This window comes from Desulfovibrio inopinatus DSM 10711 (genome assembly GCF_000429305.1).
Taxonomy (GTDB): domain Bacteria; phylum Desulfobacterota; class Desulfovibrionia; order Desulfovibrionales; family Desulfovibrionaceae; genus Alteridesulfovibrio; species Alteridesulfovibrio inopinatus.
In genome coordinates this window covers 107,610-132,498 of sequence record NZ_KE386878.1, presented here as the reverse complement: position 1 = coordinate 132,498, position 24,889 = coordinate 107,610, and the positions used below count along the sequence as shown (strand labels likewise).

Here is a 24,889-nt window from a genome sequence, read left to right as displayed (position 1 = left end):
GGATACGGCTTGAATTGTACATGAAAGAGGGGGGAACTCTATCCGAAAAAAAAATGAACTGCAACCCAAGGTATAATGACATGCTTCCAATGCTCCTGAGATATCTCAGGTCCGATGACATCGGGCACTCTATGCATTGCATGTTTCATAACGGAAGAAACAAAAGAAAAGGCCCGGAACAATGGAGTTGTTCCGGGCCTTCAAGAGGACTTAGACGTCGTGAATCTCAAGATACACGAGCGTTTGATTTAATAATTGGTAAGCGATTTCGCCGAAGGTGATTGGCCCAACCATGGGGTCAGTCTTTTTACCTTCAAGTTCCGAGTAGAGGTAATTGAGGATGCAGTTGCAGGAAAAAAGAAGGCGATTCTCATCCAAGCCGCATTCACTTTTAAGTTTTTCCGTGAATTCATTAACATAATCGCCAACAGGTTTGGCGTGCTTGTAACGAATAGAGCTGAAAACCGGCGCATAGAATTTCACTTCACCGGCGTCTGTATCAACGGCCTGAAAGCTAATATTCACCGAGGCGCCGTAATAGTCTGCAACCAAAGGCAACTTCGTATCAAAATTATTTTTCGTCAGATATTCCGCAAAGTTCTGCTTTTCGCCATTGACGAAAACATCGGTGGCAGAAAATCCATCCTGCGGAAAAGTCAAAATGTCGCCGTCGCCTTGCTCAAACAAATTGATGATGCCGATATCAGCGGCTTTGCCTTGAGGCAACTTGGCTTGCATCACCAAGGCTGCATCTTCCAAAAATTTGCCTGTTTCACCATTTATGACTTTGGGAGCCACTTTCCCCAAATCGTCCAAGTGCACACCGGTAATCCAGCCGATCAGCGGGCGTACACCGAAATCTTTATAATTCGGGGCGTTCAAAGCAAAGGTCAAATGAGTTTGAGACAGTGCGGGGATCAAAACAAAACAGAATCCATCTTCCGGAGCCTCAGAATACACTTTGGCCAAAGAGTTTTCATTATATTCTATGATGTTGGCACTTTCAACCGCATCGCTTAAATCAGTGCAAAACACCATTTCCTTGGTGGAGATTCCACCGTGTTTCTTAGACATAAAATATGGAATGGTTCCCCCGATCCACTTCCCTTGAGGCAACTGTCCAAGTACGGCTTCGTCTCCGGAGAGAAGCAGGATCCGGCCCTTTTCAATAAGTCCCTTCACCTCATCGATCGACATGATGGCCTGGCTCATAGCTCCTCCTAGCCAAAAATAGTTTTAATATCTTCCTGAACGTTCGGCATATGGGCGTTTTTAGAAAACAATGCATGCAGTTGATCGATACTTTTTTGGATGTTCCCAGGAGAAGGGTCATCCTTAACAGCATGTGTCAGTCTTCCGAGAAGAATCTTTGCAGCAAGAAACTTCAACTGATACGTCTTCTTACCCGTTACAATGTCTGTCCAAGTCTTGTTTGACTTGCTTGGAACACTCATGGCCATCCCTCCGTTAAGTCGGCGTTGTTAAAATCCGAAAGGGGAATAAACTCCATTTATATCTACCATTATGCAATAATCCTGTAAAGATAGAAGCGAAAAAAAAGGAACGCTACAACACTCTTTTCCATCAGAATAATTTTCAAATAATGTGTACGACATACTCAACAAAAAAGTGAACATTCCAGTATAGTATTTTTCTTTTAACAGAACATCCCCGTGAATACTATCAGAATTCTTCTCAAGCTGAAAAAATAATTTTCAACTTACACTACCATAATATATTCGACGATGAAAAGTGCGTAATACGACTCAAGAAACGAGGTGAAGCGCATACCAAAGCATTCTCATTTCAATCCTGTCATACTACCTAATAAGCGAGTAAATAACTCTGAATTCATGAACAAAACAACAGAGTACCGACACGTCAAGATTGACAAAAACAGCATTTTTTCTATTGGAGCAGTTCCATTCGGCATCAATGCTCAAGAGAGATGCTCGTTTTCTAGATCAATATGACAAGAAACAACCAACTCTAATCCCAGTAAAGGCTTAAATCGTTACCGAGAGTAGACAGAATCGATCGCAATCGGTAAACCGAGTCAACGCTTTGATCTTCAAACTCGTTTTATCGAGATGTTTGAATCTCATGAAACAGGTCACTTTAGGACATTTTCCATCAACGCCTTGGATACGGCATGAGCAAAATACTTTCTCAAGATGAAGTCGATACCCTATTACGAGGGTTGACAGGCGGCGAGGTCGAAGCCGAAAGCGACATCCTGGAAGATGAGTCAGGGATTGTTCCTTTCGATTTGTCCAATCAGGATCGTATTATCCGTGGGCGTATGCCAGTTATGGAAATTATCAACGACCGCTTCGCCCGGCTAGCAACCAACGCGATGGCAAATGCTATGCGGAAGCGTGCCGATGTGAACCCCATATCCATCGATATGTCCAAATTTGGCGATTTCATGCGCTCTCTGCCCGTGCCGACATCCATTAATATATTCAAACTTGATCCTCTGCGCGGCAATGCCATCATGGTCGTGGATTCGCGTCTCGTTTTTGCCCTTGTCGAAAATTTTTTTGGAGGAGCCGGCTCACAACCCAAAGTCGAAGGACGAGACTTCACCCCTATTGAGCAGGCTATTATAGGCAAGGTGGTCAAACTCGCCCTGGCCAATCTCGAGGATTCATGGCGTCCAGTGCACGAAGTGCACGTTGAATTGGTGCGTTCGGAGATCAACCCCCAGTTTGCTGCCATTGTCCCGCCATCAGACGTTGTCGTTGTCGTGACGTTTGAAGTGGAATTGGAAAACGCTATCGGCTCGCTTATTCTGTGCCTTCCTTACGCCACTATTGAACCTATTCGATCAAAGCTCTATGCATCGTTCCAGACAGAACGCCTTGAAGTAGACCACGCATGGATAGCCCGCTTCAAAGAACGTTTGATGGAAACGCCGGTTGAAATGGTTGTCAGACTTGGACACACACAAATTACAGGACGTCAACTCTTAAGTTTACACGAAGGCGATATTCTGTTGCTTGATACCGATGTCGATGATCTGCTTGAAGCCGAAATCCAAGGTGTTCGCAAATTCCAGGGTATGCCTGGTCGCGTCAAATCAAACAAAGCAATCCAAATTTTCAAGGAAGAAGAAACCCATTTTTAAATTTTCATTGCCGATATCCTCAGGCTTTTTGCAAAGAGTGCGACAGGGCAAATTGTATTACACTGCAATCAATAGAATACCTCTTTTCATGGCCGTGGACATTCGTTTCTTTTCCTGACATTTCAATCTATACACAGTGTACACAATAAACGAACGACGGCACCAATAGCCACAAGATCCTCAGTCTACCTTCCACCACAGATACAGGTCCGGCATGAGCAAAATTCTTTCTCAAGACGAAGTCGATACGTTACTCCGCGGGTTGACCGGTGGCGAAGTTGAGGCCGAAAGCGACATCTTGGAAGATGAGTCGGGAATTGTTTCATTTGACCTCTCCAACCAAGACCGCATCATTCGTGGCCGCATGCCCGTATTGGAAATCATCAACGATCGATTCGCTCGATTGGCAACCAATGCCTTAGCAAATGCTATGCGAAAACGTGCAGATGTGAATCCCATCTCCATCGACATGTCAAAATTCGGTGATTTCATGCGGTCTTTACCCGTACCGACATCCATTAATATTTTCAAACTCGACCCTCTGCGTGGCAATGCCATTATGGTCGTGGATTCGCGACTCGTTTTTGCCCTGGTTGAAAGTTTTTTTGGTGGAGCCGGCTCGCAGCCAAGAGTTGAAGGGCGGGATTTTACTCACATCGAACAAGCCATCATCAGTAAAGTTGTCAAACTCGCACTGGTTAACCTCGAGGATTCATGGCGCCCAGTCCATGAGGTCCATATCGAATTGGTCCGTTCGGAGATCAATCCCCAGTTTGCTGCCATTGTCCCACCGTCAGACGTTGTCGTCGTCGTCACCTTTGAGGTGGAGTTGGAAAATGCGATAGGTTCCCTTGTTGTTTGTCTCCCATACGCCACCATCGAACCCATTCGCTCCAAATTATTTGCGTCCTTCCAAACCGAACGTTTGGAAGTGGACCATGCGTGGATAGCTCGTTTCAAAGAACGACTGATGGAAACACCGGTTGAGATGGTTGTCAGACTTGGGCACACACACATCACAGGACGACAACTGTTAAACCTGCATAAAGGTGACATCCTTTTACTTGATACTGATGTCGACGACCTGCTTGAAGCGGAAGTTCAGGGCGTACGCAAATTCCAGGGGATGCCCGGCAGGGTCAAATCGAATAAAGCAATTCAAATCATCAAGGAAGAGGAAACACACTTCTAACCCTGTGAAGTGCAAGATTTGCTTGTCATCTTAGTGTAACCATTCAAAAATATCAGTATTTTTCTATACCCATCCCCTCAACGTAAACCAACCCGTTGAGCACATTTATGAATACGATAAGTGTCCTCTGGCTAAACATTCACATACGCAAGGTATTCCCTCTGAACATAATGAAGGGCGCGATGCAAAACGTATGGCGTTTTTTCTTTCTATTGCGGTTGGCTTGCGAACAGCAGCGTGGTCATGTTTGCAACCAAAATTGTCAGCAATCAGAAGATTTCACGCTTCTTCCCCCCTGCCTTGCCCGGCAGGGCAAATCAACGTATCTTCCCTAAAAAACCGGCTAGGGTTTGTACGTTCAACTTGCCGCTAAGGATTATTCCTATGAAACAATATGCATTCTTGCTTCTTTTCCTCATGACGTTTGGTATCACATCTGCGTTTGCCGGAGACTGCGCACTTTATGGCACTGTAGTGGAACGCAAAAGTGAGACGTGTTACCTCCTCAATGTTGACTATGGCGTCACCGATATGCCGGGTTCAGCTCCTGCCGGAACAGCTCCCTTACCATTTGAGGAAAATGGACACATCGAAGTCTGCTCCGATGACTCCAAATTGCAACGCGCACTCAATAAAGCAATGACGAAAAGCAGTTCTGTACGCATAGAAGGAAATTGCGTGTATTCGCCCAAATATCTTGCAGTAGAAAGTATCAAAGAGAACAACTAGGGCGTGTTTCCAAATTACCGCAATCAGATGAGACATGAGGCGATAGTAATCATTGCCAAGAAAGTAATCTGCAATCTCTCGTAACGAGTAGCAATTCGTCTAAGCCTTTGAGTTTGCAAAAAAAAACACTCTACGAGATGTCGTTCTTTATAAATGTGCTTGTCGTATTTCCGCTGGTTGGGACGCTTCTTCTTGGGCGGAATAACGGGCTTGGCATTTTGTCCGATAATGAGACTTATGAAGCTGTTGCAGTCATAAGCCTTGTCGGCGGCAACGAATTCAGCCTGAAGGCCCTGAATTAACTCTGGAGCCGGAACGCTGTCATGTACCTGCCCACCGGCGAGTTTGATACGAAGGGGATTCCCCAACGCATCGACGACGGCATGGATTTTGGTTGTCAGCCCACCGCGGCTACGACCGATTGCTTGGGCATCGTGCCCCCTTTTGCCCTGGCCGCATGCTGATGAGTGCGGACATAGGAGGTATCCAAGTGAATCACTTCGAGGGCCGCTTCTCGGGGAAAAAGTAGCAAGAACTCTCTGCCCAATATGAGGCTTGGCTAAAGCATTGAACCATTTATAAACAGTTTGCTAAGGGCCAAAATCCCCCCTGGGAGATCACGCCATGGGGCTCCGGAGCGAAGAATCCACAATAAGCCGTCGAAGCTATAACCAATCCCAATATCTAGGATTTTTAGAAACACGTCGTAATGCAATCCAACAATTATCATAAGCAATAAAACGATGCATCTGAATTACGACAAATATGTGTCCAATCATTTTGCATTTTTTTGATTGAGCTCTTTGTTATTTCCTTAAGGGAAAGACCAAGTCCTCTCTTCATTTTCCACAATGTTGGACTGTGAAGCAAAGTCAGAACGATTGCCTTTCCAAGAAATTCAGAACCGGGTATACACAAGTTACCGTTCAATATTATGAAGGAGCCAACGTGTTACATACCCTCTCCGCTCTTGTACGCAATCGTCCCGGCGTATTGGCCGATATGGCTCTGGCGTTCAAGACCCAAGACCTCAACATTACAAGCATTGCCTGCGGTGAAACGGAAAATCCTGAAGTCTCCCGCATGGTTTTGTGCCTGGAAGCTGAAGATGGCCAAGTCGACGCAATAACCAAGGCTATTGCCGACATGGATTTCATTATTCAAATGGACGATCTTGCCCGTAAAGAGTTCGTCGATCGCGAATTACTGCTCGTTAAAGTGGCCATGGAACCAGAGAGCGTGAGCCGGCTTATGCAAGTACTTGAAGTCTTTCGAGCCTCTGTGGTCGGCATGGGGGAAACCTCCATCACTGCCGAAATGACCGGAGATCGGGAGCGGGTTGATGGACTCATTCGACTCCTCAAACCATTTGGCATCAAAAGTCTCTGTCGCACCGGAATGATCGCGCTCAAGCGTGGCGACGAATAAGGGGCATCATGCATATTACCTGCCTCGACGATCTTATCACGGCCTGCGCGGGGCTGCCCGAGATGCCGCGTGTTGCTGTTGTCAACCCGGTGGATGGTTTTGTTCTGCGGGCTGCGGTTGAATCCATGCAACGCAATGTCGCTATCCCTGTGTTTGTTGGCGATCTAACCACTGCCAAGGCCAAAGCCAAAGACATCGGTTTAGATATTGATGGATTTCAATTTTATGATGAACCTGATACGGGGAACGCCCTACGGTTTGCGTTGCGTTTATATCGGCAGGGTGAAGTCGGCCTCATGATGAAAGGGCTTGTTCCCACGGCTGACCTCCTCAAAGCGGTCCTGGACAAAGAAACAGGCGCCCCTCCACAGGGAGTTTTAAGCCACGTGGCGCTCTTCGAACGCCCAATGACACACCAACTTATGATTTTGACCGATGCTGGAGTCAATATTCGTCCGAACCTGCAGCGCAAAGTCGATATCGTCAAAAATGCCGTTACCGTCATGCGCGCAATCGGTGTTTCCCGTCCCAAAATCGCCTTTTTAGCCGCAACGGAAAAAGTCAATTATCCGGCGATGCCTGCCACCCTTGATGCTGATCTGCTCACCAAAATGGCCGAACATGGTGAATTCGGCGAGGTAGACGCGGCTGGGCCCATGGCCTTGGATATTGCCGTGTCGCATGAAGCAGCCCAGATAAAGGGAATAACCAATTCTGTAGCTGGATCGGCCGACATACTGGTCGTACCGGCTATTGAAAGCGGCAATGTCCTGTATAAAAGCCTCAACAGCTTTAACAAAGTCCCGATTGCCGGAATTGTTGCCGGGAGTGCCGTGCCATTGGTGGTACCATCACGCGGTGACAGTGAAGCAACCAAGCTCCATTCTTTGGCTTTGGCAGCCTGCCTGACAAAACCGGAGACATTGCAGGCTTTATAACCACCAACGACCTTGTTCCCGGCTTCTGCTTCAAAAACAAAAAATCACCACTCAGAATGTCATCGCAAAACCGGGCCCTTTCGGACCCGGCTGCATCTGTATGAACGAGTTTATACTGCGAGAAGCTAGAATTGATATTTCAATCCCAAGGAAACTTTCCACATATCACTGGCTTGATTGTAAAAACGTCGTCCCCAAACGTCCTTATCGAATTCACCGTGCGCCCAACCCGTTTCAGCAATGAGGGCTAAATTTTCGTAGATCATATATTGATGATCGAACGATAATCCGAGAACATATTCGTCTACTGTAAGGTCCTTGCCCATGATGAAAAAGTTGTTGGTTCCAAGGATAAGATTAGCATCTCGTAAGGCTGTCTTTGAATTGGTCCCGCGAGCATACGTGAAGGTCAGACGGTGAGTCAGGTCTTCGATAAACGAAATATCATTCAGAGACGCCGTAATTCCCCAGCTTCCGATGGGATTGACCCCAACAAAACCATTTTCGAACTCCTGACCACCGTCAAACAGGAACGAGGTAGATGAATTCCATGAAGAAACAAGATAAGGCATGCGCTCGGAACCATTTCGCGTGCTTCCATCTTCACCAGAACTCCACCAAGCGGACAATTGCGGCGTCAGCATATCGAGTCCGGTGTATTCAATGGCGCCATCGATAAACCAGCCCCATCGCTTGCTTTTGTCACGATCACCAGAATTACCTTCACCATAAAGAACGTCAGCATACAATTTGATCGGATCGAGTGCGTCCACTTCAAACGCACCTCCAACCCACCAATACACATTCTGGTTATTCTTCAGCCCAACGGGAGCGATCATGTACGTGCCAGCAGTGAAGAGTTCCGCACCATTGCCGTCACCAAACGCACCGTAGTTCCCATTGATACCAGCAACGGCAACCATGCCCCACGGCACAATGGTTGCGCCGTCAAGTGTGATGGGCAATGCCAGAAAATAGGCATCGAGCTCATCAGCGACTTGCGTCGTAGTGAAATCATCCTGGCCATTATCCAAAAAACGAATGAAACCAGCATTGATGGCCAATGTATCGTCGATTAACGGCGAAGTGACGACCAAAGCAGCAGCTTCGGAATCAAAAACAATGCTGCCATCAAAAAAAGCGCTCTGAGGCAAAGCCAAAGGTTGGTAACCTGCGGTGATCTCAATATCCGTATCAGGCCATTTAAATTTCAGGTAGGCCTGATAAACTTCAAGCGAGACATCCGAATTGTCTGCCGTAAAAGTTCCGTGTCCCCAAACTTCTTCTACTTTAAGTCCTAACCGGAACTTCAATGATTCGTTTGCAATAAAATCGGTACGCAAACGAAAGCGTTCCCAAATCGTGACAGGATCAACGGTTTCGGTTCCATCACGGTTCCAGCCTGTAAATTGATAGTTTGCATACCAGTTCGCATGAATGCGAGCATCCCCTACCATACGAATCTCTGTGGTAGCACTGGCAACAGTGAACATGCCGAAAAGAAGCGTAAAGAACGAAGCAACGAACAGTAGTCGTTTCATAACAAACAATCTCCTTCAACATACTGAATTGACACAGCATAAACTAAAAAATGCCATCACTTGAGAATGATAACTAATCTCAATTAAAAAGGAAGTCAAAAATTTTTTACTAAATCAAATAATTTTCTCTATTCTCCATCATGACGGAGACACCATCCTGATCACTCACCAGGTATCATTCTCCTACGAGACGGATGCCCTACATACTGAAGATTTGGATACCACGACGAAAACCACCTTTCTTTGACTCGCTCTTTTCGACCACATTTTTCACGCACAGTGGTTCATATTAATAAACTTGAGACACCATATACAAAACGGCCGGGAAATATAATTTCCCGGCCGCCATTATGAATTTTACTTCAAGTATGGATATTTATTTACGCTTCAGGTCGAGTTCGGCTCTCGATAAGCCGAATTGATGTTGCCTGAAGCCCCTTTTCTCCCTGTGTTACCTCTAAAGCAACGCCGTCGCCTACTGTCAGATCTTCAAAGTCGCCATACACGACACTGTTGCGATGAAAGTACACATCACGCTCATTCAAGGTGCGGACAAATCCGTAATCCTCTCCAGGAAACAGCTTCGAGACAACAGCTTGTACTTCATGCTCGGGATGGGGCTTAACCCGTCCCCCTTGCTTTTGATTCAGCTTGCTTGCCTTTCTCTTCGCTGCGTCAAACGTTTCCCGAACAAGCAGATAAAGGTCATCGTTTGCGTTTTGACCGGTGGACTCCCTCTTTACACACAATTCATGTCCCGGAGGTACAGTAAAATCCAGGCGTACCCGGAAACTCATCGTGGAGCGTTGTCGCTTGTGATCAACCTCAAGAGCGACCCGAAGACTGTTAATCTGATTGCATACCTGCTCCAACTTGGCTGCCTTCTTATGAATAAGTTCGTCAATGGCAGCCGACTTTTCCATGCCACGGTAGGAGATATCAAGAGGCAGTTTCATCAGTCGTAATCCCTCCTTCTGGAATGGAGTCCTTGCAAGGCCTTCCCTGCGTCTCTAATGACATTACCGCTGATCCTCTTTTAGGATGCGAGCTTAATTTAACAATAACGCCGGTTTGCCCTTTCGTCCAATAAAACTGTCATAAAAATGAAAACTTTTTGACAACACGCTGTAATATTTTGCCTTTTATTCTAAAATACCAATTTATATCTCAATCAGAAGAACCTTCTGCAAGAAAGGACTGCTCAATTTTCTCTGAGAACAAATACAAACAATCAACCATGAAGGCATATTCCGGACACTCCTCACGCCATAACGACATAAGATCTTTAACAATCTCCCGAGCCGAGGCAAGTTCTTCCGCAGATTGGGCATTGTTTACGTGTTCCAATGCCTCTAAATACTCGTCGCTCATATATGCCAAAACAACACCACGAGATACCCGTTCTTTGTCCAACCCATCCCATACGCCTTTCATCACTGATCTCCTTCCAGATTTACGATACATTTTGCTAGGCTCATAAAACATGTCCATTTGCTCTGTTCATGAGAACGAGACAATATGTATTCTTTCCTCGCCATTTTTCCTCAATTCCTGTAAGAGACAACACAACTCGTTGTTTTCACAAGAGTTCGCGACGCCATAAACTTTGCCTGAAATTCATGAAGGCTCACATTAAATTCGCGGAGCATAGGGAGACAACCCCACTCTCAATGACGCTTTATCGCATGTATTGCTCAACTATTTCATCCCAATTTTTCCCAAGGAGGCGAAATATGAACGTTTCAATGCATTTGCAACCTGTCATTGCTATTATTGCCGGTATCGTCATTCTCATCAAGCCAACCATTCTCAATTACGTTGTCGCAGCATACCTCATTATCACGGGAATTCTCGCCCTGCGATAAAGAGAATCACCACGTCATTCCTTCAATCCATTCAGGAAACTTCACCCTATGTAGACCGTCTGTCCCGTTCTTGATTCACGAAATGTGATTCGCGTCATGCGATGTAACCGTAAATAAGCTCGACAAACAAACGGTATATGGAGAGAAGGAGCCTGAATGGATTCGAAGAATATTGTACGCTTTACACAGAAAAGAGGTCAGGGCACGACCTGCGGTATTGGGCACTTATCTCCACCAGTGTTCGAAACAATGCCCGATGTGATGCCTTTTGCGGAAGAAATTCAGGGTGCCATTGCACACCAATAAAAAACGGCAACGATTGATCCTCAATAGCCTGCACAACGCCGGTATCTTCAACAGCAGTGACGTCGAGTCCGGCACCAAGCGTATCGACAGCTTGGTTGTGAAGTGCGTTAACTTTGGCTGATGGAGCATTGAACACTCGTCGAAGAAGACTTTTCTCCACAAATTCGACGCGTTTTCTTGGAAAGATTGTCCGTATCTGCGTGGTTTCTGTATAAAATGCAGTCAAGTCACGGTGAAGGCTGCCACCACGAACAATATTCATCAACTGTGCACCACGGCATATCCCGAGAATCGGTATGCCTAACTGCTCTGCTTCGTTCAGGGCCGCCATTTCCATTGCATCTCGTTCGTGATCAAGACGATTGGGGTGCTTTGTTCGAAAAAGCCAACGCACCAAAGCTACAAGCGGGTACACAATATAATGCGCAAGAGCGCGCAATATACGCGTTTCTTGGCCAGCCTCTTCCATCGTCAAACGACCAAGGCTCTCTGCGGCGTCGTCCGGGTTCATATCGACATCGACTCCTCCACTTATAATAAGCCCATCATATTCATCGAGAGAGAAACGATGTCGTGGTGTCATTCTCGTTGGTCGGCCCCCAGCCAGCACCACAGCGAACCAAAGAAATATCCACATGGCGATACCACCATTTTCCGGACCAGTGACAGCGATGCGAGGTGGCATAGAATGAATGCGGGGCCTGGGCACAAGCTCTTTCGAGACTTGTTGCCCACGCCCCAGCATGTGTCTCCTCACGTAATCGTACTGGTGACTCATATGTCTTTTTCGTTAAGTCGTCTGTTGTCCTTTGTCTTCTTCAATCGTTTGTGAAGCTTGTTGAAACAGTTTCGCCAGCTCGGCAAGTGTTTTCTCTAAACCGTTCCGAATCTGTTCCAAGGTCGGTTGAGCCGATTTCGCCAATTCCGCAATTTGCTCTTTGGCTTTCGCGAGAAGATCATTCATTTGTTGTATCGTCGTGTCCAACTTGGCTTTGCCTTCCTCGGACAGAGTGGCAGACTTCTCTTTGAACTTTTCGATTTGAGGTTGCATGGCATCAACCTGTTGACGAGCCTGTTCCAGAACAACACCGGACTGTTCATTAGCGTATTCCATGGCTTTATCAGCGGCTTTCCCCGCTTCTTCCATGGCCTTACCCGCAAGATTCTTGGCAGCTTCAGCAGTTTGCTCGGCTTGTTCCTGGGTCTTTTTGGCCAAGTCGGATAACGACTCTTTTGCCTTGTTCATAGTGTCATCCGGAGATTGTTCGGTTTTTGCCGGAGTTTTTTCAGCCTCTGTTTTGGCCTGTTCACCGGAATCACACGCGCTCACCCCCACAATAAGAAAAACGCCCAAAACAACCCATATTATATATCGCATATCTTTCTCCTTTTCTCCTGAGCAAGCGAATAATACTGCACTCACTCCTGGACATAAAACCAGTCTCAAAGGCACTGATGATGTTATTTACTGACGAGAACCATAGGTTCCCCACAGCAGACCAATTCTCCGCCTCCACCTTGTTGCACCAAAACGACAGCCCCACAAGACTCACACGTGTAAACTTGACCTTCTTGACTCGGCATACGCACTCCTGTGTTTACGGACAATGATATCTGCCTTGTCCGGATATAAGAATCTTTCAAGGATACACGAGTTTGGCTCATGTGCAAGTGCGAGGAAAATTCTTGAGATAGAGGGGAACGAAACCTTAAACAAAAAAGTCACCAAGAGAAGGAAAGAACCGCACATTTCCAGGGTGATCCATCCCTTCTCTTCACTCTATCTAAAGGCGGTATTATGAGAGATTCAGGTGAGATTCGAGCGAAGACAGCGTTTCATGATCAGTGAAATCAAAACGGAGCGGTGTTAACGTGATGTAGCCTTGCGTCAACAAGCCTCGATCCGAGTCCGGAGCCACACGTTCAGCCGGAATCACTCCATCAAGCCAATAATATGAGCGACCGCGAGGATCTTTTTTTTCTTCAAACCAATCTTCATACGTCGCATCGGTTTGTGGACACAATTTGAGGCCTTTCACTTCATCTATGGAATGTTTGGGAAAATTCAGGTTGAGCACGCGAAACTGGGGCAATGTGCTCCAGTCTATTGTATCTAGAAACGATGCCACATAACGACCTTGCGGCAACAGATCCACGGGAGCAAAATCGTCATACGACACAGCCAAAGCCGGGTATCCCATGAGGGCACCTTCCGTGGCGGCGGATACAGTCCCGGAGTACAAAATGTCGACTCCGACATTCGCGCCGCTATTAATACCGGAGACAACAATGTCGGGAGGTGTTTCCAGCAACGTTGTCAGGCCAATTTTAACACAGTCGGCCGGAGTACCGGACACCCCAAGTCCGGAAAAATTCTCTTCATGAAACTGTTTGACCCGTAGCGGAGAAGCAATTGTCACGGCGTGTCCCACGGCCGATTGCTCTGTGACCGGGGCCACACATGCGACATCGTGACCAGCCTCGACTAAAGCCTTGTATAGGCTACGCAGACCAATAGCCTGAATTCCGTCATCGTTGGTGAGAAGAATACGCATAAGAAAATCGTCCTTTACATTTTTGCAATTGAAATCGAGAACACACCGCATAAACAATGAAGGTTCGGCCAACTCTCGCTATCTTTTCTCTTTGGTTTAAGTGTGATACCTCAAACAAGCATCTGCGATGCAAGCCATCGCAAAGAAAAAGGCATCCTTGGCTGGGGCCTATCGTAAGACATGGGGGAACGCAAGGACGTGACCGTCAAAAGTATTTTTATTGAAAATCTGGCTCGCGGCATGGTGATTGAGGACATGTTTCTCATTACATCTGCCAGACCTGGCCAAGCAAAGAACGGACCCTTTTGGTCTCTGGTTCTAGAAGATGTCACCGGAAGTATTGAAACCAAAATTTGGAGTCCGCTCAGTCAAGCGTTTTCCGATATTCCACCAGGAAGCTTTGTTCTCGCCGGAGGGGCTGTAGGAGAATACCGGGATAAGCTTCAGCTTACTCTGGATCATATGACATTTCTTGATCCTGAAGCCGACGGTCTCGACATGGCCGATTTTATCCAGCAAAGCGCCATTCCACCACAGGAACTCTATGACGCGCTCCTTGCACTGTGTAACGATGAGTTTCAGCATAAACCCTGGAAGCGTTTTTGTAAAAAAGTGCTGACGAACGACACGATCCGTGAACGAGTTCTCGCCGCTCCTGGAGCCAAAAGCATTCACCATGCCTACCGAGGAGGCCTCCTCGAACATACGCTCGGGGTGTGTCGACTGTGTCTTGCTATTTGCGCGCTCTATGATCAACTCGATCGAGAAACATTGCTGGCAGCAGCAATATTCCACGATTTGGGCAAAGCCTGGGAACTTGTTGCTGATGTTTCGCGAGACTATACCAGTGAAGGCCGGCTTTTGGGACATATCACCATCACGCAGCAGATACTGGACCCTTTTTTACAGAAAGCCAAAGATCTTGACGAAGAACTCAAGCTCCATTTTCGACATCTCTTACTCAGTCATCATGGGGAACTCGAATTCGGTTCCCCCAAACGGCCCAAAACCCCTGAAGCATTCGTGCTTCATTTCGCCGACAACATCGATGCCAAGCTCAAAACCGGTTTTGAAGCCCTGGCCGATACTGAAGAAAACGGGCAGTCGTGGTCGGCCTTCGTGCCATCACTTGGACGAGCGCTGTTTTGTGCCACCAAAACACCCTGCGCCAACTCGGCAGGCCGGGGGAACAAGACCGAAGACAACAAGGGGGTACAACAATGTTTATTACCTTTGAAGGCATAGAAGGTTCAGGAAAATCTACTCAAATTCAATTCCTCACGGCATTGTTGGAAGAAAAAGGACACGATGTCTTGGTCACTCGCGAACCGGGAGGTTCCGAACTCGGTCAACAATTTCGTTCCATTCTCCTTGATGCCAAGAACACCCATATTGCACCGGCATGTGAGCTATTCCTCTACTTGGCCGATCGCGCCCAGCATATGGGTGAAATCGTAGGGCCAGCCCTGAAAGCTGGAAAAACTGTCATCTGTGATAGATTCGCCGACTCCACCATCGTTTATCAAGGCTACGGTCGAGGTCTTGATGTCCATCTTCTCCGCACACTCAATGATACAGCTGTTGAAGGCCTTTGGCCCGATCTCACTCTTCTGCTTGATTTAGCTCCGGAGAACGGCCTCCGACGAGCAGTGGCACGCAATCTTCGTGACGGTATGGACAATTCAGAAGGTCGCTTCGAAGCGGAGAGTATTGAATTCCATACTCGCGTTCGTGAAGGCTATCTGACATGGGCAGCTCTGAACCAGGAACGTATGTGTATCGTGGATGCCGAGGGTAATGAAGAGACCGTGTTTAACAACGTGCGTTGTGCGGTGGAAAGTCGAATTTCAAGGTAAAAATTCAACTCGAAATACAAAAGCCGGTTCTGGGGTTTCCTTCTCTGCCTTTTATGGTATAGGAATTCTCTGATATCGGCTTTTCTTGTAGCCAAGGTTTGGTATCTGTCGCCCAACTCGTTGTGTTGCGACATCCTCTCGTATGAAACCTAAGGAGACCACCATGGTAAAACGCGTTGGTATGACGCTCTTCGTGTTCGCCCTGCTGATGGCCATGACCGCGCCAGCGTTTGCAGTGACACCGTACGACATTTTCGAAGGGAGTGATTTACGCAAAATTGTGAAACGTGGGAAACTCATCGTTGGCATGGAACTCAAATTCTGGCCCTTCGAATACACCGACGAACAAGGTAATGCAGTTGGTTTCGACGTGGATATCGCCAAACAGGCAGCCAAAGAACTCGGTGTCGAACTCGAAATCAAAGACATGGAATGGACTGGGCTTATTCCTGCATTGCAAGCTGGAAAGATCGATATCATCATCTCCGGTATTACCGGTACGCTTGAGCGTGCGAAAAGTATGACATTCACGGATGCGTATTTTACGACAGGGCTGTGCACCTTACTCAGCACCAAACGAGCGAACGATGTAACCGATGTCGATCAACTCAATGCCGAAGGACGTATTCTTGCGGTAAAGACGGGGACAACAGCTGACCTGGTTGCGAGTAAACGATTCCCCAAAGCCAAAATCAATCGCTATAAAGATGAAACTTCTTGCGTTCAAGAAGTGGTTAATGGTCGAGCCGACGCTTTTTTTTATGACCAAATTTCCATTGGTAAACACCACAAACAATATCCCAAGGAAACAAAGGCCATCTTGAAGCCCTTTACCTACGAGCCGTATTGCATAGCGATGCGCAAAGGCGATTTTGACTTATGGCAATGGCTGGAAATGTATCTCCAAACGATAAAAAATAACGGTACGCTCGATACCTTACGCGCGAAATATTTTGGCGATATTCTTCCAGATGCAAGACAATAGAATCATATTGCGCGGACTGCGGGGAGACTTCGTATGAGTCGCTTTACAGTCCGTGTCATTTTGATCGGCTCATTCACGGTAATTCTCGCTCTACTGCTCAGCACATTGCGATATCATTGGGATTTTCGCGCTGTATGGGCATACCGTGAATTGTATTACCAAGGATTGATCAATACAATCCTTGTATCCTTCGGTGCCATTGTCTTGGGTCTTGCCATCGGTCTTTCTGCAGGTTTGGCACGTGTTTCGCGTAACGTCTGGCTCAGTGAAGCTGCATCACTCTATGTAGGAACTTTTCGTGGCACGCCCCTGCTCACACAGATCTACATTTTTTATTTCTGTGTGGCAGTGGTCGTGCACTATGACAACCCCTTTATCATTGGCATGATTACTCTGGCCATTTTTTCCGGCGCGTATATAACGGAAATGGTTCGTGCCGGCATTGAATCCATTGATAATGGTCAGTGGGAAGCAGCGATGTCTACTGGCATGACACACCATCAGACGTTACTCCATGTCATTTTTCCTCAGGCATTTCGACGAATAGTACCGCCGGTCACTGGTCAATTTGTGTCTCTCATCAAAGACTCTTCCCTCCTATCTGTTATATCTGTACGGGAACTGACCAAGGCGTCTGAAATAGTAAACGCCACCACCTATAAAACGTTTGAAGCATACCTTCCGCTGGCCCTCATCTACCTCCTCTTAACCTTCCCCTTTTCTGCCTTGACCTACAGGTTGGAAAAGAGGATGAATTACGAAAAACGCAATGCATCCTCGTCACGAGGAACATTTTTTTCTTGATTATGACATAGTAAAGGAGAAGCAGCATGGCTCAAGATGTCAAAGTATACGCACTAAGCACATGTATTCACTGCAAAAACGCTAAAAGTTTTCTTGATGAAAAAAAAGTGGATTATGACTGCGTTTTTGTCGATACGCTCAAAGGCGATGACCGTAAAAGCGTGATTGAAGAAATCAAAAAAGTGAATCCGGCATTGTCCTTTCCGACGATGATCATCGGTGGCACTGTCGTCATCGGTTTCAACAAAGACGACATGCTGAAAGCGCTGGATATATAGCCATGGATGCTCAAACTCTTCGCACAACCCTTCGTAAAATCCAGGAACCGAAAGGATATTTTTTCAATGCTGATGAAAAAATGACCCTCGCTCTGATGGATAGCTTACTGACCAACAAAGATCGATACGGATACATGGTATGCCCTTGCCGTCTTGCCTCAGGGAATTATGAGGCCGATAAAGACATTATTTGCCCATGTAACTACCGTACTGCTGATGTCGAAGAATACGGCACATGCTTTTGCGGGCTCTATGTCAGCAAAGACTGGAACGAGGGGAAAGTGGAACACCACGTTGTTCCTGAACGTCGCCCTCCTGAAAAGCTCATGGCCGCTCTTGGTATGACGGACGAGTAAGAGTAATATCGGCCCGACTCGAACACGACACCATGGTGAGCGCCTTTCGTTTCGGGCTTTTTTTCGCTTCGCGACAACACCTCGTGCCGAGTCGACATGAGGCGCAACATTGGAACACACCATGCCGAGACCTCCAACGAGCCATTTCATCAAAAAAAAATTTGATGTCAATGAATCTAATAAGACTGTAACATTCAAAAAAAGCGAACAGGTATCCCCACCTCTTGCCTCCCAAAACAGTAATGCAGTGTTTCTGGGATTGCCGGGAAGCCCGTATGTGAAAATTGCCAAAGATACGGCGGAGCGACTGAATATGGAATTTATCCATATTCAAAGCCCCGAAGCACTCCGCAATGCAGCAAGCACAACCGGATTGAGCTTAGCAGTCGATGCCACAATCGGCCTGCATGACGAGACCGTGCGTGAAACGCTTTTTCACTGTGGACATGTTTTTTATATCATGGCTGATGTTTCCACGTTGTTGGCCGGGCATGATGAGACAAAACAATCTGCACATGAACGCGACGCTTTACGCGAACACCTGGCGAAAATACTCCTCGACCTGGAACCATTTTGTCTGCAAACAAGCCGTTTCATCCTCCGTCCCGACGCGCCCTATGGGGAAATCGCAATGGATGTCGATGAAAAAATGCGACTTTGAGGATTTATGCAGCCACTGGCAAAAGTAATTTTCCAAAGTGTCGGTGAATATGGACGAGAACGTTTCCGCTTGGCAGAACTCTGGCGGAATTGGCCTCGCGTCATGGGATCAATGGCTGATATGGCCCGCCCTTTGGGAACACGCAAATCAACGTTGCTTCTCGGTGTCGAGGATCCCGTGACCATGCAGGAGCTCAGTTATTATGGTCCAGAGATCCTGGACCGCGTCAATGGCTTTTTGCAGAAAAAGATCTTTGACAAAGTAAAGTTCGACCTGTTACAGGGTCGAGTTCCTTTGGACGCCATCACTGTCCAAGGACCAGAATTTCATAAACCGAGGCCCATTCGTCCAACCGGGTTCGGCCACTTGGTTGGCCGTTTTCCAGCTGATTCGGCCTTGGGACGATGTTACGCTGCATACGCGGCCCTGTATGATCGAGCCGAGGCGTCCCAAGACGCCGTTGAGGAAGACACTTTTGGAGGAACCCATGAGCGAAGAAATTACGCTTGAGCAACTGAATTTGAAGAAACCCCTGGACAAAATGACCGCCAAAGAACTGCGCGAACTCGTCATCGAAAAAATTCCGCAGATCACCGGTGCCTCGGGCATGGACAAAGACCAGCTCGTCGCTACCATCAAGGAACTGTTCGGAATTGTCGATGAAGAAGGCGCTGTTTCCCCATATAAGAAACAGATCCTCAGCCTCAAAGCGTCGCTGAAGGCACTCCGTGAAGACAAAGCCGGTCTGTCCAAAGAAACCCCGCGCAAGGATCGCGAAATCATTCGCCGCAAGATCAACAAGATCAAAAAGCGCACTCGCCGCTTGGCGCGCGCTTCCTAAACGTACTTCACCTCGTGAAGGAAAAGGCCGGGGATGCACGCCATCTTCGGCCTTTTCGTTTTCCAACATACCAAACATTCAGCGAAAAGTGTTGTTTCCAACTCAAGACATAGCACGACCAATGCACCAAACAACACTCCCACATTTTTTTGAAAAAATCGTTTTTTTTACTTGCCAACCATACCATTTCAAGCTATCTAGCCCTTCCTTTACGTGACGAGGGAATGGCTCACAAAAAACGTAAAAAGTTCAATTTTGATCTTGACAACGCAGAGCCAAAAGAATAAAAGCACTTCCTCGCTACGAATCACTGGGGGATCGTCTAGCGGCAGGACTACGGACTCTGACTCCGTCAACCAAGGTTCGAATCCTTGTCCCCCAGCCATAAAATATGCGTCCCCATCGTCTAGCCTGGTCCAGGACACCTGCCTTTCACGCAGGCGACAGGGGTTCAAATCCCCTTGGGGACGCCAAAGATTTTGCATAGTTAGAAGTTGCTAACTATGTTTACTGGGAACAGAGAATGCCCAGTTAATATATTTACGCCCTGAAAGTTGCCGCTTTCGGGGCTTTTTTGTTGGGTTCTAGCCTCAACTGGTTTGTTGGTTCTACGGTTCCAGGTTGGTTGGTTCTACTTCAAAGATGGGCCTGGAAACCGCTTTTCCGACATGATTATCTTCTTATCCGCACAGCATTTTTACCCGTAGTCTGTCATTCTCAAAGGTCCGCCCCCTGAGTGTGGTCTTCACAGCATTTATTATTTTCAAGATCATGGGAAAAGATTATGAAGCTGCCGTCATCTGTGCCGGGTTTGGCGGTATCTCCATGGGGTCCACGCCAACTGCTATTGCCAACATGACTGCCGTAACAGAACGCTACGGAGCAGCCCACAAAGCATTTATTGTTGTCCCTCTGGTCTGTTCATTTTTTATTGATGTCGCCAACGCAATGATTATTTCTTTTTTTGTGATGTGCGTTTTGGAAAAAAACGCCCTCATTACAACGTTCGTTTCTCAATGCGAAAGCACAAGCTCGGCAAAACCAATCCGAATGAGATAGCAAGGACAACATATGCCATTTCAAGGAAATGATGGGAGGCCTCTAAAAATACAATCGGGTCGTGAGTTGTTGCGAACTGCATAAATCCAGTCATGGCTTTAAAGGCCAACACGCCCGGCACCATATTGATCGTTCCAGGGATGGAAATAATATGCGTCGGCATGCTGAGGCGCTTATGAAAAGCATATGCGGCAAACCCAACAGCAAGAGAACCAAAGAGCGTCGACATTTCCAAAGAACCCCCTGCAGCCAAACCACACGTCCTCAGGCCAATCCCCAGCGCACCGCAAAATCCGCATAACCACAAACGATATACGGGGACATTGAACAAAATAGCGAACCCTATCGATGCAATGGCCCCGAAAACCAGCTTTACCGCCAGATTCAATAAAAAGTCTTCCATTAGAACACACTCCGAAGACTCAACGCCAAATACATACCTGACGCCAAAAACAATATCATAAGCAATCCCATAACGCCTCTCGTCAAGCCGACAGTAACGTATCCTCGAATGAGATCTTCAACGGAATCAATCAACGGCACTCCGGGGATGAGATACAATACAGCTGCCGATTGAACTACATTGGGCTTGAGTACAAAGCCAGAACACAGCATTGCCGCTAACGTTGCAACAAACGCACTTGCCGCAAAAACAATAAAGACGTTGAAACGCATCTTAGCCAGGGAGAATCGAACCATCGCCCCTAAGAATGTCGAGGCCGCCGTCGCGAAAAATTCTGGAGCATGCCCCCCAAAAATGACGGCAAAAGCCCCACAGGCAATACTGACAGCCACCGATGTACTCGTCATGGAAAAAATTGGGCGAGCGTTTTGAATACGTGTCAAACGACGTCGAATAACGACGGAATCATAGCCTGACTGCTGTACCTCCATGGCCAAATCAAAGAGTTCCGACAGCTTTGTGAAATCAACACCCAAGCTATGTATTGGACGAACTTTCGTTTGACACTCTCCTGCTCGTGAAATCGTCACCATCAGCGCATTATGAGCTACAAGCGTACTGACATTATCGCATCCCGTGCCGGTGAGCATGCTCGTAATAGCCCGGTTTACCTTGTCTATCTCTGCTCCTGAACGGAACATAAGTTCCCCGGCCCATAGCGCCAGATCAAGGGCTTCCTGCAATTCATGCTTCTTTAACTCCATAGAATTCAACCTACTTTACGTGTGACTTGTGTACCATCTGCTCTACTCTACAGGCTCAGGCCGCTTCCCTTACAACCGTCTTGAGACCCTGGCAAGCAACGCTTTGCCCTGTTCTTTGATAAATACATGAATAAACACGATATCATGACTTTTTAATAAAATATCAACTGCATTTTTGATCGTAATCTTCCATGAGCTTGAGCCAATACAACTCTACATCATGCCTATGATGTTGGCGAGGGTGCAGCAGAGAGATTCTCCGTACGAAGCTGTGCTCTGTGTCCCCCCATCACGCACGATAGCATCGTGAGGTGGGAGATGCATTATGATTGTATTGGCTGATCAATCAAATTATGGTAGAGACTACGCAATGCACCAACATGCTGAATTTTGCCTGTCTCGTCGTGAGCGCACTCCAGCCCTCAACCTTTCTCCTCAATCAGAAAGGCTTGATTCTTTTCTTAGCAGTTATGCCTATCGTATAATTTTGTTCACAACATCCTCGCACTCTTCTCAAACATACGTTTGTCGATTTCATTTTCAATCCACAAACACTCCATGTTGTCACATGTCGTATTCACATTACAAAAATGCAATACGAGATATACAGCTCAGTCATACTCAACGTTCCCTTACGATCATACCTGTTTCAAATTCCACTCATATCGATGGACATTGCAACCGAGCCTGTGGTGATCGCTATGCTTCATAAATATCCTGATGAAGAGCCTGTACATAGAGAACTCGAAAAATTACGTCATCTTTTTCTTTCCATGCATCATGGCATTCTGTTCCTTGATAACAACGGACGAGTAACGGAAGCCAATCCTGCTGCCGAGAAACTCTTTGATCGCTCATGTGAAACAATGCTTGGCAGGACTCTTCATGATCTCTTTCAACAATTGGAGAATGAGAACTATATCGCATATTACCCCTGTATGAATGCATGTATAGAGACACTACAAAGAGGAGAGGCAATTCATAACCAAGTCATACACTTCCATAATACTCAAACAAAAAAATTTTGCTGGATATCATTCAGCGCTACGCCACAAATTCTGCACGGAAACGATTCTCCTCAACACATTGTGGCACTCTTCGAAGATATCACGCAGTACAAACGTGCGCAGGATAAGTTAACCGACAGTGGACGTCGCCATCGTATTATCTTTGAAAAATCTCCTTTGGGTATGGTCCATTTTTCACCTGAAGGTATTATTCGTGATTGCAACGAACGATTCATTGAACTCATGGGCTCATCCCGGGATAAACTTATCGGTTTTGATGGACTGCAAAGAAGTAGTCACCCAATACGCGAAACGCTGCAAAAGGCTCTCGCTGGTCAACATATTTCGTATGAAGGTACTTATACATCGATCACAGGCAACAAAACCACATTTCTCCGGGTCGTGCTCAATCCCGTGTCTACGGAGCATCTTCCAACTGAAGTTATTGCGACGTTGGAAGATATTTCAGAACGAAATGAAGCCGAACAGGCACTCAAGGAAAGTGAAAGCCGTTTTCGTGCACTGGTCGAAAATGTAGAACTCGTCGCAGTTCAGGGATATGACGTCAATCGACGTGTTACGTTCTGGAACAAGGCCAGCGAAGTATTGTACGGCTTTTCGAAAGAAGAGGCATTAGGACGGCAACTTGAAGATCTTATTATCCCAGACCCCATGCGGGATGATGTCAAAAATGCAATCTCCAACTGGATGGAAAACGGTATCCCAATTCTTGCGGGAGAATTGGTGCTCTGTCGAAAAGACCGCTCTCCCATCCATGTCTATTCTTCTCATGCTATGTTTATTTCTGCCGATGGAACACAGGAAATGTTCTGCATTGATGTAGATTTAACGCAAATGCATATAATCCACGCCGAGCTTTTGGAGGCGAAACAAGCTGCAGAGAGTGCGAATAAAGCAAAATCCGTCTTTCTCGCCAATATGAGTCATGAAATCCGCACTCCGCTCAACGGAGTTATGGGCATGCTCCAATTACTGCAAAATGTTGCCTGTACCGACAAGCAACGTTTGTACACAGAAACAGCCCTCGACTCATGCAATCGACTCACTCGGCTTTTAGGAGATATACTTGATCTATCGCGTGTCGAAGCGGGCAAAATGAATATAACACATGAATCATTTCGACTTGATACTGTTCTCGACGCCGTTTCCCAAATTTTCGAACCCATCGCTCAAAACAAACAGATTGGATTTTCCATCTCAGCTGCTCCGGAAGTACCCGTCGTCTTGTACGGTGATCCTATCCGCTTACAACAAATATTAAACAACCTCGTGGGGAATGCCGTCAAATTCACCGATACAGGGAGCGTATATATCACCGTTCAGGAGCTCGCAGCAAAAGGCGAACAAATTCGATTACTCTTCACAGTACGTGATACCGGTATTGGCATTGATGACGCTGATATTTCTCGTATCTTCGATGCATTCAACCAAGCTGAGACAAGCTTTAAACGCGCCTACCAAGGCGCAGGACTCGGCTTGTCCATTACCAAAAAACTTGTCCAGTTATTAGATGGAACACTCACTATCTCGAATGAACCAGGAGTTGGAACAACCATCTATATTAATATCCCATTCACATCTCCTCCCCAAACAGAAGTGTGTTCAACACCCTCCCCCGCGCTCTCTCCTCCTGTACTCCAACCATCTCCAGTTTCTATTTTGGTCGTCGAGGATGATGAACATAACCGCATGTTCATCTTGGACCTTCTCGAAAATAAAGGATTCACGACACGCCAGGCACACAATGGGCTTGAGGCTTTGCAACACCTCCAACAGACTACTGTCGACATCATCCTCATGGATGTACAGATGCCTGTCATGGATGGACTCGAAGCGACCCGACATATCCGATCCAATCCCAAATACAGCCATGTATCCCACGTTCCCATTGTCGCCATGACGGCATATGCCATGGCAAAGGATGAAGAATACATGCTCAACTCTGGCATGGATGGTTATATTGCGAAACCCGTCAATGTTCAGCAACTCTTTGAAACGATGACGAACATTAATCGAAAAAAAGCTCGTCCCAAACACACATGAACCTCTCAAAAAAGTCTACGTTATCACCATGGACACACACGTACGCCCATGGCAACATAGACAGAACGAACAAAACGTGATTCTATTTTCAACATTACTCAGGTTTTCTTTCCGTCGTATCGCTGAC

General features: G+C 46.7%; 28 protein-coding genes, 2 tRNA genes and 1 pseudogene. 19 read left to right on the top strand and 12 right to left on the bottom strand.

The window, feature by feature from the left end; genetic code table 11:
• Positions 1 to 210: 210 nt before the first annotated feature.
• Complete coding sequence (locus tag G451_RS0121090) at positions 211 to 1,212, bottom strand: DUF6976 family protein (protein ID WP_027185790.1); 1,002 nt, start codon at positions 1,210 to 1,212, stop codon at positions 211 to 213.
• Positions 1,213 to 1,220: 8 nt separating this feature from the next.
• Positions 1,221 to 1,454: a hypothetical protein gene (locus tag G451_RS0121085; protein ID WP_027185789.1), complete on the bottom strand. Its 234-nt coding sequence runs from the start codon at positions 1,452 to 1,454 to the stop codon at positions 1,221 to 1,223.
• Between the two features lie 698 nt (positions 1,455 to 2,152).
• On the opposite strand from G451_RS0121085, the gene fliM (G451_RS0121080) reads away from it, so the two are divergent.
• From fliM (G451_RS0121080) to G451_RS0121070, 3 genes are all read left to right on the top strand, one after another.
• Complete coding sequence (gene fliM / locus G451_RS0121080; RefSeq protein WP_027185788.1) at positions 2,153 to 3,130, top strand: flagellar motor switch protein FliM; 978 nt, start codon at positions 2,153 to 2,155, stop codon at positions 3,128 to 3,130.
• Between the two features lie 214 nt (positions 3,131 to 3,344).
• Positions 3,345 to 4,322 (top strand): flagellar motor switch protein FliM, encoded by a 978-nt coding sequence (gene fliM / locus G451_RS0121075; protein ID WP_027185787.1) that lies wholly within the window; start codon positions 3,345 to 3,347, stop codon positions 4,320 to 4,322.
• 384 nt (positions 4,323 to 4,706) lie between these two features.
• Positions 4,707 to 5,051 (top strand): hypothetical protein, encoded by a 345-nt coding sequence (locus G451_RS0121070; RefSeq protein ID WP_027185786.1) that lies wholly within the window; start codon positions 4,707 to 4,709, stop codon positions 5,049 to 5,051.
• 23 nt (positions 5,052 to 5,074) lie between these two features.
• On the opposite strand, the pseudogene G451_RS35445 reads toward G451_RS0121070, so the two are convergent.
• Positions 5,075 to 5,629, bottom strand: a pseudogene (locus tag G451_RS35445) (IS5 family transposase); the annotation flags it as partial.
• Positions 5,630 to 5,999: 370 nt separating this feature from the next.
• Between G451_RS35445 and ilvN the strand changes: the two are divergent.
• Together ilvN and G451_RS0121050 are read left to right on the top strand one after the other, a co-directional pair.
• Positions 6,000 to 6,479, top strand: a complete 480-nt coding sequence (gene ilvN, locus G451_RS0121055; protein ID WP_027185784.1) for an acetolactate synthase small subunit — start codon at positions 6,000 to 6,002, stop codon at positions 6,477 to 6,479.
• Positions 6,480 to 6,487: 8 nt separating this feature from the next.
• Positions 6,488 to 7,417, top strand: coding sequence for a phosphate acyltransferase (locus G451_RS0121050; RefSeq protein ID WP_027185783.1), 930 nt, complete (start codon positions 6,488 to 6,490; stop codon positions 7,415 to 7,417).
• Between the two features lie 125 nt (positions 7,418 to 7,542).
• Here G451_RS0121050 and G451_RS0121045 read toward each other — a convergent pair whose 3' ends face one another.
• The 3 genes from G451_RS0121045 to G451_RS0121035 all read right to left on the bottom strand — a co-directional run bounded on the left by G451_RS0121045 (position 7,543) and on the right by G451_RS0121035 (position 10,392).
• Positions 7,543 to 8,958, bottom strand: a complete 1,416-nt coding sequence (locus tag G451_RS0121045) for an outer membrane homotrimeric porin (RefSeq protein ID WP_027185782.1) — start codon at positions 8,956 to 8,958, stop codon at positions 7,543 to 7,545.
• A 380-nt stretch (positions 8,959 to 9,338) separates the two neighbouring features.
• Positions 9,339 to 9,914, bottom strand: coding sequence for an HPF/RaiA family ribosome-associated protein (locus G451_RS30900; protein ID WP_034643347.1), 576 nt, complete (start codon positions 9,912 to 9,914; stop codon positions 9,339 to 9,341).
• 211 nt (positions 9,915 to 10,125) lie between these two features.
• On the bottom strand, positions 10,126 to 10,392 hold the full coding sequence (locus tag G451_RS0121035; RefSeq protein WP_034643344.1) for a hypothetical protein: 267 nt from the start codon (positions 10,390 to 10,392) through the stop codon (positions 10,126 to 10,128).
• Between the two features lie 299 nt (positions 10,393 to 10,691).
• On the opposite strand from G451_RS0121035, the gene G451_RS33870 reads away from it, so the two are divergent.
• On the top strand, positions 10,692 to 10,823 hold the full coding sequence (locus G451_RS33870) for a DUF3096 domain-containing protein (protein WP_084448701.1): 132 nt from the start codon (positions 10,692 to 10,694) through the stop codon (positions 10,821 to 10,823).
• A 181-nt stretch (positions 10,824 to 11,004) separates the two neighbouring features.
• Here the strand turns inward: G451_RS33870 and G451_RS30895 are convergent, their stop codons facing one another.
• The 4 genes from G451_RS30895 to surE form a co-directional block, all read right to left on the bottom strand.
• Complete coding sequence (locus G451_RS30895; RefSeq protein ID WP_051261752.1) at positions 11,005 to 11,874, bottom strand: gamma-glutamyl-gamma-aminobutyrate hydrolase family protein; 870 nt, start codon at positions 11,872 to 11,874, stop codon at positions 11,005 to 11,007.
• A gap of 45 nt (positions 11,875 to 11,919) precedes the next feature.
• On the bottom strand, positions 11,920 to 12,507 hold the full coding sequence (locus G451_RS0121020) for a sll1863 family stress response protein (protein ID WP_027185780.1): 588 nt from the start codon (positions 12,505 to 12,507) through the stop codon (positions 11,920 to 11,922).
• An 83-nt stretch (positions 12,508 to 12,590) separates the two neighbouring features.
• The gene (locus G451_RS33865; protein WP_084448699.1) at positions 12,591 to 12,713 is read right to left on the bottom strand and encodes a desulfoferrodoxin FeS4 iron-binding domain-containing protein; all 123 of its coding nucleotides are present in this window, start codon (positions 12,711 to 12,713) and stop codon (positions 12,591 to 12,593) included.
• A 212-nt stretch (positions 12,714 to 12,925) separates the two neighbouring features.
• Positions 12,926 to 13,684, bottom strand: coding sequence for a 5'/3'-nucleotidase SurE (gene surE / locus G451_RS0121010; protein ID WP_027185779.1), 759 nt, complete (start codon positions 13,682 to 13,684; stop codon positions 12,926 to 12,928).
• 180 nt (positions 13,685 to 13,864) lie between these two features.
• On the opposite strand from surE, the gene G451_RS0121005 reads away from it, so the two are divergent.
• The 12 genes from G451_RS0121005 (at position 13,865) to G451_RS33860 (ending at position 20,524) form a co-directional block, all read left to right on the top strand.
• The gene (locus G451_RS0121005) at positions 13,865 to 14,929 is read left to right on the top strand and encodes a 3'-5' exoribonuclease YhaM family protein (RefSeq protein WP_051261751.1); all 1,065 of its coding nucleotides are present in this window, start codon (positions 13,865 to 13,867) and stop codon (positions 14,927 to 14,929) included.
• Positions 14,905 to 15,540: a dTMP kinase gene (tmk, locus tag G451_RS0121000; RefSeq protein WP_027185777.1), complete on the top strand. Its 636-nt coding sequence runs from the start codon at positions 14,905 to 14,907 to the stop codon at positions 15,538 to 15,540. The genes G451_RS0121005 and tmk overlap by 25 nt, the downstream gene beginning before the upstream one ends.
• 163 nt (positions 15,541 to 15,703) lie before the next feature.
• Entirely contained in the window at positions 15,704 to 16,525 is an 822-nt protein-coding gene (locus tag G451_RS0120995; protein ID WP_027185776.1) for a transporter substrate-binding domain-containing protein, read from the top strand.
• 33 nt (positions 16,526 to 16,558) lie between these two features.
• On the top strand, positions 16,559 to 17,329 hold the full coding sequence (locus G451_RS0120990; protein ID WP_027185775.1) for an amino acid ABC transporter permease: 771 nt from the start codon (positions 16,559 to 16,561) through the stop codon (positions 17,327 to 17,329).
• A 26-nt stretch (positions 17,330 to 17,355) separates the two neighbouring features.
• Positions 17,356 to 17,607 carry a glutaredoxin family protein gene (locus G451_RS0120985; RefSeq protein ID WP_027185774.1) on the top strand — a complete coding sequence of 84 codons (252 nt, stop codon included), beginning with the start codon at positions 17,356 to 17,358 and terminating at the stop codon, positions 17,605 to 17,607.
• 2 nt (positions 17,608 to 17,609) lie between these two features.
• Positions 17,610 to 17,963: a ferredoxin-thioredoxin reductase catalytic domain-containing protein gene (locus G451_RS0120980; RefSeq protein WP_027185773.1), complete on the top strand. Its 354-nt coding sequence runs from the start codon at positions 17,610 to 17,612 to the stop codon at positions 17,961 to 17,963.
• A 121-nt stretch (positions 17,964 to 18,084) separates the two neighbouring features.
• A complete protein-coding gene (locus G451_RS0120975; RefSeq protein WP_027185772.1) occupies positions 18,085 to 18,624 on the top strand; it encodes a hypothetical protein in 540 nt (179 codons plus the stop codon).
• 6 nt (positions 18,625 to 18,630) lie between these two features.
• The gene (locus tag G451_RS30890; RefSeq protein ID WP_051261750.1) at positions 18,631 to 19,134 is read left to right on the top strand and encodes a DciA family protein; all 504 of its coding nucleotides are present in this window, start codon (positions 18,631 to 18,633) and stop codon (positions 19,132 to 19,134) included.
• Positions 19,112 to 19,465, top strand: coding sequence for a hypothetical protein (locus G451_RS0120965; protein ID WP_027185771.1), 354 nt, complete (start codon positions 19,112 to 19,114; stop codon positions 19,463 to 19,465). Before G451_RS30890 ends, G451_RS0120965 begins: the two co-directional genes overlap by 23 nt.
• 311 nt (positions 19,466 to 19,776) lie before the next feature.
• A tRNA-Gln gene (locus G451_RS0120960) sits at positions 19,777 to 19,850 on the top strand.
• A gap of 10 nt (positions 19,851 to 19,860) precedes the next feature.
• A tRNA-Glu gene (locus G451_RS0120955) sits at positions 19,861 to 19,938 on the top strand.
• 265 nt (positions 19,939 to 20,203) lie between these two features.
• Positions 20,204 to 20,524 (top strand): sodium/glutamate symporter, encoded by a 321-nt coding sequence (locus tag G451_RS33860; protein WP_281171577.1) that lies wholly within the window; start codon positions 20,204 to 20,206, stop codon positions 20,522 to 20,524.
• Here the strand turns inward: G451_RS33860 and G451_RS0120945 are convergent.
• A complete protein-coding gene (locus G451_RS0120945) occupies positions 20,463 to 20,927 on the bottom strand; it encodes a threonine/serine exporter family protein (RefSeq protein ID WP_027185770.1) in 465 nt (154 codons plus the stop codon). The two genes, G451_RS33860 and G451_RS0120945, sit on opposite strands and share 62 nt — an antisense overlap.
• Positions 20,927 to 21,691: a threonine/serine exporter family protein gene (locus G451_RS0120940; protein ID WP_027185769.1), complete on the bottom strand. Its 765-nt coding sequence runs from the start codon at positions 21,689 to 21,691 to the stop codon at positions 20,927 to 20,929. The genes G451_RS0120945 and G451_RS0120940 overlap by 1 nt, the downstream gene beginning before the upstream one ends.
• Before the next feature lie 701 nt (positions 21,692 to 22,392).
• On the opposite strand from G451_RS0120940, the gene G451_RS33240 reads away from it, so the two are divergent.
• On the top strand, positions 22,393 to 24,762 hold the full coding sequence (locus G451_RS33240) for a PAS domain-containing hybrid sensor histidine kinase/response regulator (RefSeq protein WP_169727924.1): 2,370 nt from the start codon (positions 22,393 to 22,395) through the stop codon (positions 24,760 to 24,762).
• Positions 24,763 to 24,889 lie beyond the last annotated feature (127 nt).

Bases quoted from the DNA above. Each gene is read 5' to 3' on its own strand.
- G451_RS0121090 (WP_027185790.1), bottom strand. From the start codon at position 1,212: ATGAGCCAGGCCATCATGTCGATCGATGAGGTGAAGGGACTTATTGAA.
- G451_RS0121085 (WP_027185789.1), bottom strand. From the start codon at position 1,454: ATGAGTGTTCCAAGCAAGTCAAACAAGACTTGGACAGACATTGTAACG.
- fliM (WP_027185788.1), top strand. From the start codon at position 2,153: ATGAGCAAAATACTTTCTCAAGATGAAGTCGATACCCTATTACGAGGG.
- fliM (WP_027185787.1), top strand. From the start codon at position 3,345: ATGAGCAAAATTCTTTCTCAAGACGAAGTCGATACGTTACTCCGCGGG.
- G451_RS0121070 (WP_027185786.1), top strand. From the start codon at position 4,707: ATGAAACAATATGCATTCTTGCTTCTTTTCCTCATGACGTTTGGTATC.
- G451_RS0121050 (WP_027185783.1), top strand. From the start codon at position 6,488: ATGCATATTACCTGCCTCGACGATCTTATCACGGCCTGCGCGGGGCTG.
- G451_RS0121045 (WP_027185782.1), bottom strand. From the start codon at position 8,958: ATGAAACGACTACTGTTCGTTGCTTCGTTCTTTACGCTTCTTTTCGGC.
- G451_RS30900 (WP_034643347.1), bottom strand. From the start codon at position 9,914: ATGAAACTGCCTCTTGATATCTCCTACCGTGGCATGGAAAAGTCGGCT.
- G451_RS0121035 (WP_034643344.1), bottom strand. From the start codon at position 10,392: ATGAAAGGCGTATGGGATGGGTTGGACAAAGAACGGGTATCTCGTGGT.
- G451_RS33870 (WP_084448701.1), top strand. From the start codon at position 10,692: ATGAACGTTTCAATGCATTTGCAACCTGTCATTGCTATTATTGCCGGT.
- G451_RS30895 (WP_051261752.1), bottom strand. From the start codon at position 11,874: ATGCTGGGGCGTGGGCAACAAGTCTCGAAAGAGCTTGTGCCCAGGCCC.
- G451_RS0121020 (WP_027185780.1), bottom strand. From the start codon at position 12,507: ATGCGATATATAATATGGGTTGTTTTGGGCGTTTTTCTTATTGTGGGG.
- G451_RS33865 (WP_084448699.1), bottom strand. From the start codon at position 12,713: ATGCCGAGTCAAGAAGGTCAAGTTTACACGTGTGAGTCTTGTGGGGCT.
- surE (WP_027185779.1), bottom strand. From the start codon at position 13,684: ATGCGTATTCTTCTCACCAACGATGACGGAATTCAGGCTATTGGTCTG.
- G451_RS0121005 (WP_051261751.1), top strand. From the start codon at position 13,865: ATGGGGGAACGCAAGGACGTGACCGTCAAAAGTATTTTTATTGAAAAT.
- tmk (WP_027185777.1), top strand. From the start codon at position 14,905: ATGTTTATTACCTTTGAAGGCATAGAAGGTTCAGGAAAATCTACTCAA.
- G451_RS0120995 (WP_027185776.1), top strand. From the start codon at position 15,704: ATGGTAAAACGCGTTGGTATGACGCTCTTCGTGTTCGCCCTGCTGATG.
- G451_RS0120990 (WP_027185775.1), top strand. From the start codon at position 16,559: ATGAGTCGCTTTACAGTCCGTGTCATTTTGATCGGCTCATTCACGGTA.
- G451_RS0120985 (WP_027185774.1), top strand. From the start codon at position 17,356: ATGGCTCAAGATGTCAAAGTATACGCACTAAGCACATGTATTCACTGC.
- G451_RS0120980 (WP_027185773.1), top strand. From the start codon at position 17,610: ATGGATGCTCAAACTCTTCGCACAACCCTTCGTAAAATCCAGGAACCG.
- G451_RS0120975 (WP_027185772.1), top strand. From the start codon at position 18,085: ATGCCGAGACCTCCAACGAGCCATTTCATCAAAAAAAAATTTGATGTC.
- G451_RS30890 (WP_051261750.1), top strand. From the start codon at position 18,631: ATGCAGCCACTGGCAAAAGTAATTTTCCAAAGTGTCGGTGAATATGGA.
- G451_RS0120965 (WP_027185771.1), top strand. From the start codon at position 19,112: ATGAGCGAAGAAATTACGCTTGAGCAACTGAATTTGAAGAAACCCCTG.
- G451_RS0120945 (WP_027185770.1), bottom strand. From the start codon at position 20,927: ATGGAAGACTTTTTATTGAATCTGGCGGTAAAGCTGGTTTTCGGGGCC.
- G451_RS0120940 (WP_027185769.1), bottom strand. From the start codon at position 21,691: ATGGAGTTAAAGAAGCATGAATTGCAGGAAGCCCTTGATCTGGCGCTA.
- G451_RS33240 (WP_169727924.1), top strand. From the start codon at position 22,393: ATGCTTCATAAATATCCTGATGAAGAGCCTGTACATAGAGAACTCGAA.